14 protein-coding genes are annotated in these 13,782 nt (G+C 69.8%); 10 read left to right on the plus strand and 4 right to left on the minus strand.

The genetic code is table 11. The features are described 5' to 3' along the window. Nucleotides 1-12: 12 nt before the first annotated feature. A complete protein-coding gene (gene ubiB / locus ABDW61_RS18235; protein ID WP_343640665.1) occupies nt 13-1,566 on the plus strand; it encodes a ubiquinone biosynthesis regulatory protein kinase UbiB in 1,554 nt (517 codons plus the stop codon). Between the two features lie 88 nt (nt 1,567-1,654). Here the strand turns inward: ubiB and ABDW61_RS18240 are convergent, their stop codons facing one another. From ABDW61_RS18240 to ABDW61_RS18255, 4 genes are all read right to left on the minus strand, one after another. Continuing rightward, nucleotides 1,655-2,344, minus strand: a complete 690-nt coding sequence (locus tag ABDW61_RS18240) for a sigma-70 family RNA polymerase sigma factor (RefSeq protein ID WP_343640666.1) — start codon at nt 2,342-2,344, stop codon at nt 1,655-1,657. Between the two features lie 232 nt (nt 2,345-2,576). Then, the gene (gene sctS, locus ABDW61_RS18245) at nt 2,577-2,846 is read right to left on the minus strand and encodes a type III secretion system export apparatus subunit SctS (RefSeq protein WP_343640667.1); all 270 of its coding nucleotides are present in this window, start codon (nt 2,844-2,846) and stop codon (nt 2,577-2,579) included. Nucleotides 2,847-2,855: 9 nt separating this feature from the next. Next, a complete protein-coding gene (gene sctR, locus ABDW61_RS18250) occupies nt 2,856-3,542 on the minus strand; it encodes a type III secretion system export apparatus subunit SctR (RefSeq protein WP_343640669.1) in 687 nt (228 codons plus the stop codon). Then, nucleotides 3,539-4,645 (minus strand): FliM/FliN family flagellar motor switch protein, encoded by a 1,107-nt coding sequence (locus tag ABDW61_RS18255; RefSeq protein WP_343640670.1) that lies wholly within the window; start codon nt 4,643-4,645, stop codon nt 3,539-3,541. The genes sctR and ABDW61_RS18255 overlap by 4 nt, the downstream gene beginning before the upstream one ends. A 130-nt stretch (nt 4,646-4,775) precedes the next feature. Between ABDW61_RS18255 and ABDW61_RS18260 the strand changes: the two genes are divergently transcribed. From ABDW61_RS18260 to ABDW61_RS18300, 9 genes are all read left to right on the plus strand, one after another. Continuing rightward, nucleotides 4,776-5,495 carry a FliH/SctL family protein gene (locus tag ABDW61_RS18260; protein WP_343640671.1) on the plus strand — a complete coding sequence of 240 codons (720 nt, stop codon included), beginning with the start codon at nt 4,776-4,778 and terminating at the stop codon, nt 5,493-5,495. Continuing rightward, complete coding sequence (locus ABDW61_RS18265; RefSeq protein ID WP_343640673.1) at nt 5,492-5,701, plus strand: hypothetical protein; 210 nt, start codon at nt 5,492-5,494, stop codon at nt 5,699-5,701. Before ABDW61_RS18260 ends, ABDW61_RS18265 begins: the two co-directional genes overlap by 4 nt. Before the next feature lie 4 nt (nt 5,702-5,705). Beyond that, nucleotides 5,706-7,475: a type III secretion system outer membrane ring subunit SctC gene (gene sctC, locus ABDW61_RS18270; protein WP_343640674.1), complete on the plus strand. Its 1,770-nt coding sequence runs from the start codon at nt 5,706-5,708 to the stop codon at nt 7,473-7,475. Nucleotides 7,476-7,507: 32 nt separating this feature from the next. Then, on the plus strand, nt 7,508-8,374 hold the full coding sequence (locus ABDW61_RS18275) for a hypothetical protein (protein WP_343640675.1): 867 nt from the start codon (nt 7,508-7,510) through the stop codon (nt 8,372-8,374). Further along, nucleotides 8,371-8,691, plus strand: coding sequence for a hypothetical protein (locus ABDW61_RS18280; protein WP_343640677.1), 321 nt, complete (start codon nt 8,371-8,373; stop codon nt 8,689-8,691). The genes ABDW61_RS18275 and ABDW61_RS18280 overlap by 4 nt, the downstream gene beginning before the upstream one ends. 76 nt (nt 8,692-8,767) lie before the next feature. Next, nucleotides 8,768-10,924 carry a flagellar biosynthesis protein FlhA gene (locus ABDW61_RS18285; protein ID WP_343640678.1) on the plus strand — a complete coding sequence of 719 codons (2,157 nt, stop codon included), beginning with the start codon at nt 8,768-8,770 and terminating at the stop codon, nt 10,922-10,924. Nucleotide 10,925: 1 nt separating this feature from the next. Then, nucleotides 10,926-11,900 carry a hypothetical protein gene (locus ABDW61_RS18290; RefSeq protein WP_343640679.1) on the plus strand — a complete coding sequence of 325 codons (975 nt, stop codon included), beginning with the start codon at nt 10,926-10,928 and terminating at the stop codon, nt 11,898-11,900. After that, nucleotides 11,894-13,249, plus strand: a complete 1,356-nt coding sequence (locus tag ABDW61_RS18295) for a FliI/YscN family ATPase (RefSeq protein ID WP_343640680.1) — start codon at nt 11,894-11,896, stop codon at nt 13,247-13,249. The genes ABDW61_RS18290 and ABDW61_RS18295 overlap by 7 nt, the downstream gene beginning before the upstream one ends. Nucleotides 13,250-13,256: 7 nt before the next feature. Next, nucleotides 13,257-13,760, plus strand: a complete 504-nt coding sequence (locus tag ABDW61_RS18300; protein ID WP_343640681.1) for a hypothetical protein — start codon at nt 13,257-13,259, stop codon at nt 13,758-13,760. Nucleotides 13,761-13,782 lie beyond the last annotated feature (22 nt).

Genomic DNA, 13,782 nt, shown 5'->3' on the forward strand with positions numbered 1-13,782 from the left:
GCCGGTCCGGGCATGAGGTATCTGTCCCGCCTCCTGGTCATCGTCTGGACCCTGTACCGATTCGGGCTGGATGAACTGGCGCTGTCGACGCTCAAGCGGCGGCGTTTCCGCTTCCTGCGCCGGCTGATCTCGGTCGGCCGCGCCTGGGACCAGCCCCGCGGCGTGCGGCTGCGGCTGGCGCTGGAGCGGCTGGGGCCGATCTTCGTCAAGTTCGGCCAGTTGCTGTCGACGCGCCGCGACCTGGTGCCGCCGGACATGATCGAGGAACTGGCCAAGCTGCAGGACAGCGTGCCGCCGTTCCCGGCCGAGCTCTCGCGCGCGCTGATCGAGCGCGCCTTCGGGCGCCGCATCGAGGACCTGTTCGGCACCTTCGACGCCGAGCCGGTGGCCAGCGCCTCGATCGCGCAGGTGCATTTCGCGACCCTCAAGGACGGGCGCGAGGTGGCCGTGAAAGTGCTGCGGCCGGGCATGCTCGACATCATCGAGGACGACCTGGCGCTGATGCGCACGCTGGCGGGCTGGGTGGAGCGCTTCTCCGCGGACGGCCGGCGGCTCAAGCCGCGTGAGGTCGTCGGCGAGTTCAACACCTACCTGCACGACGAGCTCGACCTGGTGCGCGAGGCCGCCAACGCCGCCCAACTGCGCCGCAACATGCAGGACCTGCAGCTGGTGCTGGTGCCGGAGATGATCTGGGAGCTCTGCAAGAGCGAGGTCATCGTCATGGAGCGGATGCGCGGCGTGCCGATCTCGCAGCTCGAGCGTCTGCGCGAGGCAGGCGTGGACATCCCCAAGCTGGCCCGCGACGGCGTCACCATCTTCTTCACGCAGGTGTTCCGGGACGGCTTCTTCCACGCCGACATGCACCCCGGCAACATCCAGGTGAGCCTGGACCCGCACACTTTCGGGCGCTACGTGGCGCTGGACTTCGGGATCATCGGCACGCTCACCGAGGTCGACAAGGACTACCTGGCGCAGAACTTCATCGCCTTCTTCCGCCGCGACTACAAGCGCGTGGCCGAACTGCACATCGAGTCGGGCTGGGTGCCGCCCGAGACGCGGGTCGATGAACTCGAAGGGGCGGTGCGCACGGTCTGCGAGCCGCATTTCGACAAGCCGCTCAAGGACATTTCGCTCGGCCAGGTGCTGATGCGGCTGTTTCAGATCTCGCGCAGATTTAACGTCGAGATTCAGCCTCAGCTTGTTTTGCTGCAAAAAACGCTGCTCAACATTGAAGGATTGGGCAGGCAACTCGACCCGGAACTGGACCTGTGGGCGACGGCCAAGCCCTTCCTGGAACGCTGGATGGACGAGCAGGTGGGCTGGCGCGCCTTCGTGCACCAGCTGAAGAAGGAGGCGCCGCGCTTCGCGCAGATGGTGCCGGAGTTCCCGCGCCTGATGCACGAGGTCCTGCGCCAGCGCGCCGAGGGCGGACATGCGGACCTCACCCGGCAGCTGCTGATCGAGCAGCGGCGCACCAACCACCTGCTCCAGGCCCTGCTGTGGGGCGTGGGCGGATTCATGGTCGCGCTGGTGGTGACGCAGATGGCGCTGCGCTGGTTCGACTGACCCGCCGTCACACTCTGCTGAAGCGGAACCGCCCCTGCCGGGGCGGTTCGTCCATCAAGGCCGCGGCGGCCGGCGCTCAGGCCGGCATTCAGGTCGCGTAGTCCGCGAAACCGTGCTTCAGGCGCGAGCGCAGCAGCGTCCGGACGCGATTCACGCGCGACCGCACGGTGCCGATCGGAATGGCCTGGATCTCTGCGACGTCGCGGTAGGACTCTTCCTGCAGGCAGGCCAGGTCGAAGGTGCCGCGCAGGTCCGGCGACAGGCTGGACAGCGTCAGGTCGACGATCCCCGCCAACTGACGGTAGGCCACGCGCTGGCTCACGTCCATCGACGAGTCGCGCGGCCGGTGGGCCGATTCGCCATCCATCATGTGCGGCGACTCGTCCAGGCTCTCCATCTGGCCGCTGCGTTTGGAGCAGCGCGCCACATGGTTGCGCGCCACGTTGGCGGCGATGCCGAAGAACCAGGTCTCCACCGAGGATCGGGCCTGATAGCGGTCCGTGCAGCGCGTGGCTTCGAGCATCGCGTCCTGGATGATGTCGTCGAGTTCTCCCGAAGAGCGCTCGTAGCGCCGCAGGAAGCGCTTGAGCTTGCTCGAGTCGCTGCGGGATTCGCGCGCGATCTTGACGATGTGCGTCAGCACGAGCTGCTGACGCTGCCGGACGAGTTCCGGGTCGACCGGCTCCTGGGCCGCCTCGGCGGCATCGGTGCCAGGCGCATCGCCCATGCCGCCCGTGGCCTCGCTGTCGCCGGCTTCGGTGGCGTCGCTGGCGTCCACGGGGATTCCCCCGTCTTGGGTCGATGCTTCGTCATCTTGGACGTCGCCCGTACGGTCCGATTCGCTGTGTTGATTCATGGACAGACTCGAGTTAGGCCCGGGTCCCCGTTCGGCTCGGTGTCGGGCGCGTGCCCGTCGGGGATCTTCCGGAGCCGGGGGCTCCCTTGGAGAGAAGCGGAAAGGCCGCGCCGCGCCGCGCGAGCGATGGAGACCGGTGCGAGGAGGCGGCGCGTCATGGCCGGCCTCCGAAGGTGGCGAGCGCCGCGAGCGCCTGATCGCCCAGTGCGAGCAGCTGCAGCGCCATCCAGCGGCCGGTCATCGCCAGCACCAGGCCGACCGCCAGCAACTTGACGGCGAAGGGGATGCTCTGGTCCTGCATCGACAGCACGGTCTGCACCAGCGAGACCAGCACGCCCGCGATCACCGCCACGATCAGCGGGGGCAGCGACAGCCAGATCACCAGCAGCAGACCCTTCTGGAAGAACGCGATGGTTTCGATCACGGCGGCCCCTCACGCGTAGGAACGGACCAGGCCGTCGAAGAGCCGGGTCCAGCCGTCGAGCAGCACGAACAGCAGGATCTTGAGCGGCAGCGAGACCACCATCGGCGACACCATCTGCATGCCCAGTGCCAGCAGCAGGTTGGACAGCAGCAAGTCGATGACGACGAAGGGCACGTAGAGGACGAAGCCGGCCTTGAGCGCCAGCTCCAGTTCGCTGACCACGAAGCAGGGAATGAGCACGACGTAGTCGCTCGGCTGGGGCGGCGCCATCGTCGAGCCGCTCCATTGGTCGCGCGCCAGATCGGCGAAGCGCTGGCGCTTCTCGGGCAGGGTGTTGGCCAGCATGAAGCCGCGCATCGGCTCGAAGCCGTGGGCCAGGTCGGCCAACCCGAGACGCTGCGAGCCCGATCGCTGCGGCGCTTGCGCGTGCGGCCCGGAGGCGCCGGGCAGATCGATGGACAGCCGGGCGGCGACCTCGTTCAGCACCGGGGCCATCACGAACAGCGTGGCCGCGAGCGCCATGCCGTTCATGGCCATCGTGGGCGGGACCTGCTGCACGCCCAGGGCGTTGCGCACGATCATCAGCACCACCGAGATCTTCAGATAGCTGGTCGTGCACACGAGCAGCAGCGGCAGGAGCGTCAGCCCGGCCAGGAGGACCGCGAGCGATGCCGGATCGAGGCTCCCGATGTTCACCGCGGTGTCCCCCAGCCCAGCACTTCGACGGCGAGCCGGCCTTCCACTTCCACCAGATGGCCGTGGCCCAGTTCAGTGCCGTGGGCCACGATCCGCACGCGCGCCGGCGTCAGCGCTTCGATGGGGATCACCTGGCCCGCGGCCAGGGCGCTCAATTCGCCGACTGTCATGGCGACACGGCCGACGATGAAGTCCAGATCTACGGTCAGTGCATCCACGTTGCGGGGCTCCGTTGAGGGGGGGAAGGCATGGAGGGAATTGGAAGTCCGCCCCCCCTCCGGCCCCCATCCCTGGAACTCGCGTGTGAGGTGACAGACATGCCCCAAATGAAGGATCTGACTCCCTGAAATCAAGCAGAGCGGACTGCTTTCACTTCGCCCCTTCGGGGGAAGCCAGAGGGCGTCGCCGGGCCGGAGGGCGGACAGCTGCGCCGCTGGAATCGAGAGTCGATCGAGCCAGAGCCCGCCCGCCAGCACGATCGCGGAGACGGCTGCCGGCATGGGCTGGCGCGAGGGCATCGGCCTCCAGCCAGGCAACTGCGCACAGGCCAGCAGGGTTTGCGCCGACGCGCGCACGGGGAAGGCTTGTCGGCCGCCTGTTCGATCGACAAGCGTCAAGATGGCCGCCGCCATCTGCCCGCGGTCGTCGTTGTCGTGATCGCGCGGAAATGGCGCTGGCGCCGGCACGCCGCCGAGGGCGTCCGCCAGCAGCGCCGGCCAATGGGCGCAGGCCAGCCGGAGCAAGCCGTCGCGGGCGGCGACGTTGGAGGCCGGAGCGACTTGCACGCCGGTGGCACAGGCGACGAACGCGCCGTCTTCGAGCAGCCAACTGCCCAGCGCGGTTCTGAGCGCGACGCCCTCGGGCCCCGCCCACGGGCGCCCGGCCGGCGTCTCGACGATGGGCTGCACCGACAGTTCCACGGCGGCCCACGCCGACGCGCTCGCGTCGTCCGTCCAGACGAGACCGCGGTTGAACGTCCGCGTCAGGTCAGTGATCTCCTGGCTGCGGCTCGGAAGTCGCAGTGGCGAGGGCGAGGCGCGAGGCTGAGCGGCCTGGGCGATCGGGCTGAACGCAGGAGGGCTGGAGGAGGCGAGTGCAAGCATGGAGGGCGCGCCGCTGACCGGCGGGGGTTGATCGAAGCGGGGGCGTCAGTGCGGTGTCCCGGGAAAACCGTTCTTGGGCCCGCATTCGAGGAACGGAACCCGATCCGGTTGTCAGCGCACTGGCGCCTCCATGAATCCCGCCTGGATTGCCCAACGCCTCTCGCTGCGAGGTCCTGTTCACCGGATCGGCACGGACGCCGAGACCTTCTCGGTCGTGGTGCCGCTCGAGGCGTTGGAGGCAGTGCGCGGGGCCGCCGATGTCGTCGCGAGCGCGAGGCGGGCCTGCGCGGAACGCCTGCGCCGGACACGCGAGCGCGAGCGCCGATGGCGCCAGCGATCGCGCGCGCGGTCGCTGGCCCGCGCCGCCGAGGAGGCCGACCGGCTCCAGGGCCAGGCGCTGGCCGAGGCGGCCAGGCTGTCGACGGCACTGAAGGAAGCGCGCGACGAGGTGCTGGCCGCATCGGAACGTCTCATGGTCGAGATCGCCCATCAGGCGGCCCGCCGCCTGCTGCTGGATGTCCCCGTCGCGCAGCCCCCTCAATCCAGCGCGCGCCTGCTGCTGGAGGCATGGCAAGCGATGCGTGGCGAAGGGCAGGCGCTGCTGCGCGTCCATCCCGACGATCTCGACCCGTTGAAGGACATCGCCCACCGGGCGGACTGGACGTTGCTGCCGGATGCCGCGCTCGAGCGAGGCGGGTGCGTGCTTTCGCATCCGGCGGGAAGCCTTCATGCCCGCTATGCCGACAACGTCCGGGCCTTGCTTGGCGCCTTGCCGGGCGCCGAGCCCGTCCATTCCCCCAGGCCCTGTCAGGCCGACCCATCCATCCCTTCCGAGGAGCCCGCCACATGACCACCATCACCGCCAACCAACGTCTGCTGAGAACCGCCTTGGCGAGTTCGAATCGCATGTCCGACGAGATGAAGAGCCTCGGACCGCTGGACCTCGAGCGATTGATCGCCATCCAGATCCAGCAGCAGAAGGAGGTCACCGTGATGAAGAGTTCAGTCCAGCAGCATCGGTTGGCTGAACGCAAGATCCTCAACGAACAGCGGTGACCTCGTGAGCGCTTGCGTCCTGCATGCCAGGCCCGTGTGCCGCAGCGCGTTGCTGGGTATCGCGTTGATGGGCCTTGCCGGCCCGGCGCTTCAGGAGGCGCGCGCCGTCGCACCGGCCTCGTGGCGCGACACGCTGTACAGCTACCGTGCCGACGAGGAGCTGTCGCTGTCCCAGGTGCTCGACCGGTTCTCGTCGACCTTGGGGCTGACCGTGAAGCTGGCCGATCCCGCGCTCGGGCGGCGCCAGGTTCGCCTGGGCGGCAAGGGGGCTTCCCCCGCCGTGTTCCTGGACCGTCTGGCCGAGGCTCAGGGCCTGGACTGGTTCGTCTATCAGGGCGTGCTGCACATCTCGGCGCGATCCTCGGCGACGAGCGAGCGCATCGCCCTCGGGCCGCAGAGCCCGTCTGATGCGAAGGACGCGCTGGTGGGCATCGGCCTCTTCGAAGGGCGCTTCGGCTGGGGCGAGTTCGACTCCGAGCCACCCACCGTGCTGGTATCCGGTCCGGCCGCGTACGTCGCGCTCGTGCGGCGCGTCCTGGCGGTCCCGGCGGACGCGCAGACGCGCCGCGAGCGGCCGCGGCTGATGGTCTTCCGGCTGAAGCATGCGTCCGCGGCGGACCGGGAGATGCGCACGCGCGATCGAACCGTCAACGTGCCGGGACTGGTGTCGACGCTCAATCAGGTGCTGCCGCGCGCGCAAGCGCTGCAAGCGTCCGCGCGAAACTGGCGCGCCGACGCGTCATTGCTTCCCCGTGCCGAGAATCCGTGGGCCGTGTTCCCGAACGATGGCGACGAGGGATCTCTTTCACTGGACCCGGCGATCGCCGCGTTGCCTGCTTCGCATCTGCCGCTGCCGCCGGGCGTCGAGGGCGCCGCGTCCGGGCGCACCGGTGTGTCCGGCGGTGTGTCGAATGCGCCGGCCGGATCCCGGCGCGGCGCGCGAGATCCCGACGCGGACAGGTCCGACATCACGCCGGCCATCGCGGCGTATCGGCCGCTCAATGCCGTGCTGGTCTGGGACCTGCCGTCGCGGCGCGAGGACTACCGCGCAGTGATCGACGAACTGGACGTGCCAAGCCGGCTGGTCGAGATCAACGTGACCATCCTCGACGTCAGCGCCAATGCCCTGCGCGACTGGTCGGTCGACGCCAGGCTGGGTTCGGACAAGGGGGGGCTGTCCATCGACGTTGGCGGCACCGGCGCCTCGTCCGGAAACACCGGCGTCAGCGGTTCAACCATGGCGCTGTGGGCCTCCGACCGTTTGGCGCTGCGTCTGCGCGCCCTGGAGTCGCGCGGACAAGCACAGATCCTGTCCCGCCCCTCAGTCCTGACGATGAACAACGTCGGTGCCCTGCTGGACATGAATCAGTCGGCCTACGTCAAGCTCATCGGGGAACGGGCGACGGACCTGCGCACCATCACCGCGGGCACTCTGCTCAAGGTGACGCCGAGCATCGTCGGTGATGCTGCCGCGGACCCGGCGTCCCAGAGCATTCGCGTCACCCTGGACATCGAAGACGGTCAACTGGGTGCCACGCCCTCCGACCAGGGGCCTCCCGGCGTGGACAACAGCGCGGTCAGCACTGAAGCGCTGGTGAAGCCGGGCGAGTCGCTGGTGGTCGGCGGCTACCGCCGGCAGCAGCGCCAGATCAAGAACAGCCGCGTGCCCGGCCTGAGCAGCGTTCCGCTGATCGGTGCGCTGTTCCGCAGCGACAGCGCCGCCAATGACGAACGGGAGCGGCTGTTCATCCTGACCGCGCGCGCGCTGCCCTGAACCCCGAGATCCACCTCAACTCACGCATCGCCATGACTTCCATTGCCTCTCGCCAAACCCTCGTCTTCCCTGCCGGCGCGGATGCCATCCCGCGCGAGCGTTCCCCGGAGGCTGGCCGGACACGGCTGCCCGGATCGGGAGACCCGCGATCCACGGCGCCGGGCGCTGCGCGTTTCAGCGCGACCTCGATCGACGCCAACAACCTTGCCGGGTTGGGGGTGAATATCGAGGAGCACGCGTTCTTCAGAAGCGAGGGCAAGGAACTGGAAACCCACGAGGAGGCCCGCGAGGCGCCGGGGAGCCAGGAACAGCGGGTCAGGGAATTGATGAGCGTCGAAGCGATCCGGAACGTGTACCGGATGCTGGCAGGCGACTCGAACTTCTTCATGCTCAGGAAGCAGGCAGAGCGCTTCGCGCAGGCCTGGAAGTCGGGAAACACCGCGAAGGCCATGGAGATCCTGGACGAGACGCGGGACGGCGATGAGCGCCGGCTGCTGATGAACGAGACCATGGCCAGACTGAAGCCCGGTGACGCGGCGGACCGGCTCGGCGAGGTGCTGGACCGCCTTCCGCGTGACGGCGAAGGGCTCTTCAAGCGCCTGGTGGCACTTGCCAACGACGCGGCCTCCGTCGCCAGCGCGGCGGCCCCGGGCTCGCCGGCGATGCCGCTGATGCAGTCGCAGCCCAATCCGAAGGTGATCCTGGAAGTCGCCGGCACGATGGGCCCGGACGGACTGGATGCGCTTCAGAAGATGCTGCTGCCCGGCGGCCGTGTGAATCCGAACGCCTCACGCGGCGCGGAAGTCTATCTGGGGGTCACGCTGCTTCGGACGATCCAGCAGCTTCGGCAGACGAATGTCGTCAGCATCGGGACGATGAACGCGGCGGCATCGGCATGAAGGACGGCGGTCAAACCGGGACGCCCTCCCCAGAGGCGGTGCGCGAGGTCACGCGATGGCTGCTGGACATGACGTTCTCGCCGACGCCGGCCAGCGTGCTGGCAAGGATGAGCAAGACGCTCAACGTCAAGGGCGAAGCGCTCGCGAGCGCGCGCCGGTACCTGCTGCGCGCCGCCATGCACGAGCTCCCTCAGGGCGTCTGGCTCAAGCCTGAAACCAAGGAGGCGGTGTGCAAGGAGCTGCGCGACGCCAACACCGCCGACCTCAAGCAGAAGAATCTGCTCTCTCCAACCGGCGTGTGGCTCAAGCGCCGGTGAGGTTGGCCACGGGCCTGGCCCGGTCTGCAGATTCATGTGACGAACCCAAGCCGGGGAGGGCTGACTGACCGGCACCATGTCCCAGTCCTCCCCTTCCCCCGAGGCGTCCCCTGGCGCCGCCTCTGCCGCCTCGACCGGGGCCGCCTCCTCCGCGAGGGCGCTGGCCCGTCAGATCGCACCGCGCGGCGAGCGCGCCGAGATCGTCGTCACGACGCTGGTGGTCGCCGTCATCTTCGCGATGCTGCTGCCGGTCCCCACCTGGCTGCTGGACCTGCTGATCGCCACCAACCTGTGCGTTTCCGCCTTCCTGATCGTGCTGGTGATGCAGGTGAAGCAGACCACGGGGCTCTCCGCGTTTCCCTCGCTGTTCCTCGTCACCACGCTGTTCCGCGTGGCGCTCAGCGTGGCGAGCACGCGCCAGATCCTGCTCAACGGCGAAGCCGGCCACATCATCGAAGCCTTTGGCGAGATCGTGGTCGGCGGCAATCTGGTCGTGGGTCTGGTGGTGTTCCTGGTGTTGACCGTGGTGCAGTTCATCGTGATCACGAAGGGCTCCGAGCGCGTCGCCGAGGTCGGAGCGCGCTTCTCGCTCGACGCGATGCCGGGCCGGCAGATGGCCATCGACATGGAGCGCAAGTCTGGCGGCATCACGCAGGACGAGGCCAAGGCGCAGCGCGACATGCTGACCGAGGAGAGCCAGTTTTTCGGGGCCATGGACGGGACGATGAAGTTCGCCAAGGGGGACTCGATCGTCGGCATCGTCATCGTGCTGGTGAACCTGATCGGCGGCCTGTCCGTGGGGGTGCTGCAGCGCGGCCTGCCGGCCTCCGAGGCGCTGCACGTCTACGCGATCCTGACCATCGGCGACGGGCTGGTGGCGCAGATTCCGGCACTGCTGATGTCGATGACCGCGGGCCTGCTGGTGACGCGCGTCTCCAAGCCCAGCGGCGGCGGCCGGGCGATCGGCAAGGAGCTGACGGCCCAGTTGCTGCATCAGCCCAAGGCCTGGGTGACGGCGAGCGCGGCGATGCTGGCCTTCGGGCTGCTGCCGGGGATGCCGCTGGCGGTGTTCGCCTGCCTGGCGGGAGGCTCCGCGGCGGTGGGCCTCACGGCCATGCACCGCAAGCTCAAGGCCGAGCGCGAGGAGGAACGTCACCGGGATGCCGCCGTCGAGGCCTTGCGGGACTTCGACCTCGTGCGCCCGCTCGTGCTGCGGGTCAGCCGCCGCATCGACCCCGAGCGTGCCCGGCGCGCGCTCAATCTCTGCCGGCAGGTCCGCAACCGTCTGGTGCGGCGCCTGGCGCTCGTGACACCGGCCATCGACGTCGACTTCGACATCGACCTGGACGACGCGGACCTGGAGTTCTGCCATGGCGAGGTGCGCGTGTTCTCGATGTGGCTCCGCGAGGACCTGCTCACCTGCACCTGGACCAGCGGCGATCCGGCGGACCTGGGCCTGCCGGCCGAGCAGGTGGAGTTCCGCGCCGGCATCGCCTGCGCGCCGCGGATCTGGCTGCCCGAGGCGCAGGCGAAGGCGCTGACCCCTGCGCCGATGGACCTGGCGGACTGCTGGCAGCGCCTTGACGAGCTCTGCGAAGAGACCTTGCTGCGGATCGGACCGATGTATTTCGGCATGGAGGAGACGCAGAAGATCGCCGCGTGGTGCGGCCGCAAGACGCCGGAAGTGGCCAAGGAACTGGAGCGCGCGGTGCCGCTCAGCCGCATGGCGGAGGTGCTGCGGCGCCTGCTGACGGAGAACGTCAGCATCCGCAATCTGACGATGATCGTCAACGCCCTGATCGAATGGGGCCCCCGCGAACGCGATCCGTCGGTGCTCACCGAATGCATCCGCGCCGCGCTGCAGCGCGAGATCTGCGACTCGCATGCCACCCGCAAGGAGCTGCATGCGCTCATGTTCGACAGCGAGCTCGAGTCGCAGATCCGTTCCTCCGTCCGCCAGACCGCCTACGGCGACTTCCTGGCGCTCGACGCCGACCTGACCGATGCGATCCTCGACGAAACGGCGGCCGCCTACTTGCAGGCGCGCCAGAGCGTGCGTCCGGTCGTGGTCTGCGCGCAGGACGTGAGGCCGCATGTCCGCAAACTGCTGGCGGATCGCCTGCCCCCATTGGGGGTGATCGGCATGTCCGAGCTGCCACCGGATTTCCGCGTGAACGTCCGTTCGGTCATCAGCGTGCCGTTGGACGGCCGCCCGCTGCCGGAGATGTACTGACATGGAGGTCTCGGCTTCACAACAGGAGCCGCTGGAACTGCGCGTTCTCACCGGACTGCAGTCCGGCGCGGCGTTGCCGCTCGAGGACAGCCTGGCGGTCGGGCCGGAGGAAGAGTCCGACCTTCTGCTGCTGGACGACGGCCATGCGCCGCAGCGTCTGCGGGTGCGCCTGCTGCCCGATGGCGGCCTGTTGCTCGAGGCGCTGGACGATGGCGTGCTGCTGGCTTCGGGGGCGGTGCTGCAGCGCGGTGAGTCGGCGCCGCTGGCGCCCGGGGACGCGTTCCGGGCCGGCGAAGTCTGGCTGGCGGTGCAAGGCGCCGGCGAGCCGTGGGGGGCCTGGACGGCGCCCGATGTCGCGGCGACTGCCGGACCGCCCGATGTCGCGGCGCTGGCCGCCGATGCGCCGCAAGAGGCGGCGATCGAGCCGCTGCCAGCGTTCGTGGCTGACTTCCGTCCACCCGGGGCGGCCGCCCGCGCGCGGACCTCCGTGACTCGCCCCATGCGAACCTTCGGCAGCGTCATCGTGGCGGCCGGACTGCTCTCGACCATGCTGGGCGTGGCCGCCTTGGTCCGCCAGGCGGCGCAAGACGAGGCCGACGCGCCGCTGCCCGAGACGCCGAAAGCGGATGCCGCGCCGGCCAGCGGCGGGCCTGCGGCCTCGGCGGTGCAGCCTTCGGTGACCGGCGAGCAGGCCCCTGCGCCCGCGCAGCCGCCTTCGGTGGCCGAGGCGCAGGTGCCTGCGCCAGCGCACCGAAGAGACGGACGCGGCCGCCTGCAGGTGACCATTCCCGGCGAAGGGACCGTGAATCTGCCGTTCGACATCGAAGAGGTCCTGCTCGGATCGGAGAGCCATGTGACCTTGACCGATGGCCGCCGCCTGGCGCCGGGCGATCGGGTCGGCGAGTGGCGCCTGACCGAGATCCGGCCCGGCGCGCTGGTGTTCGACGGTCCGCGGAAGGTACAGATCGGATGGTGACGATGCGAGAAGCCGCGGCGCGCGAGGCTGCCCGGGTGGCCGCCGCGATGGCCGGCGTCCCCCTGGTCCGGCAGCTCGGTCAGGTCCATCGCGTGCTGGGCATGTTGATCGAGGGCACCGTGCCGGGCGCGAGCATCGGCGAGCTCTGCGAGGTCTACCACCCCGCGGAGCCCGCCAAGGTCTGGCGCTGCGAGGTGGTGGGCTTCACCGGGCCGAACGTGCTGCTGTCTTCGTTGATGGCGCTGGAGGGGATCTCGGGCGGTTGCGTGATCCGGCCGTTGCGCACCACGCATCACGTCGCCGTCGGCCGGCCGTTGCTGGGCCGGATCCTCGACGGATTCGGCGACCCCCTGGACGGCGGGGAGCCGCTGCGCGCCGGTGTGGACGGCCTGGCGCTGCGTCGGGTCATCGCCGATGCGCCGCCACCGGTCGAACGCTGGCGCATCAAGGACCGCTTCCCGACGGGCGTGCGCAGCCTTGACGCGCTGTTGACCCTCGGGCAGGGGCAGCGGGTCGGGCTGTTCGCGGGACCGGGCTGCGGCAAGACGACCTTGATGGCGGCCGTCGGGCGCGGCAGTCCGGCCGACGCGATCGTCGTGGCGCTCATTGGAGAGCGGGGCCGCGAGGTCCGCGAGTTCACGGAACACGAGTTCGATCCCGATCTGCTGGCCCGCACGGTGATCGTCTGCGCCACCTCGGATCGAACCTCCATCGAACGCGTGCGCGCGGCGTTCACCGCCACGGCGATTGCCGAAGGCCTGCGCGATCAAGGCTTGAACGTGCTGTTGATGGTGGATTCGCTGACCCGGCTGGCGCGCGCGCAGCGGGAGATCGGCCTGGCGGCGGGCGAAGCGCCGGCGCGCGCGGGCTTCCCGCCCTCGGTCTACGCGCTGCTGCCGCGCCTGATCGAGCGGGCCGGCAACGCGGCGGGCGGCTCGATCACGGCGCTCTACACGGTCCTGCTGGAAGGCGAGCTGCGCTCCGATCCGATCAGCGAGGAGGCGGTCTCGTTGCTGGACGGCCACATCGTGCTGTCGCGCAAGCTGGCCGAGCAGGGCCAGTACCCCGCGGTCGACGTGCTGGCCAGCTTGAGCCGCGTGATGTCCAACATCGTGCCGCGCGAGCAGGCGCGCGCCGCCAACCGGATCCGCCAGGTGCTGTCCGGCTACCGCGACATGGAGTTGATGGTCCGTCTGGGCGAGTACCGGCCGGGGCTGGACCCCGACACCGACCGCATCGTGTCGGACTATCCCAAGGTCATCGACTTCCTGCGGCAGGACACGCGCCTGCCCGCGGCCTGGGAGGACAGCCTGGCCCGTCTGAACGCGCTCACCGCGGGCGCCGTCTGAGTCACGCATGGGCGGTCCCGGCAATCCAGGCACGGTGGCCGGCGATCGCGCCGGACCGCGCCGCGGCCCGCACGAGGCCGTCGAGCCGGCGCCGCCCGATCCGCTGCTGCCAGGCGTGTGCCGTCTGGGTCTCCTGGCGACCCGGAGGGCAGCCCTCGCGGAGGCGGAGTTCTTGCGCGCCAAGCGCGCCAGCGACGAGGCCGCCGAGGCGCTTGCCCAGGCGCAGCAGGCACTGGCGGACTGCATCGAGGACGTGGCGGCGCGGCGGTCCGCGTTACGCCAGGCCTGTCAGGCGGCGCGCGGCGGCGAACCGGTCCTGCGGCGCTGGCGGCAGGAAGACCAGCGGGAACTCGACCGGATCCCCGCCGCCCGCCGCGCGGTCGCGGATTGCCAGCGCGAGCACGATGCCGCGGAACTCGCGCTGGCGGACGCCGCCGCCCGGCATCGCGCGCTCGCGCGGCGCCGCGAGAAGTTCTCGCTCCTGGAGGAGCAGTTGCGGGACGGTGGCTGAGGGAGCGGGGCCGGCGCCGCGG

It is taken from the genome of Roseateles sp. (assembly GCF_039595595.1).
Taxonomy (GTDB): Bacteria; Pseudomonadota; Gammaproteobacteria; order Burkholderiales; family Burkholderiaceae_C; genus Roseateles.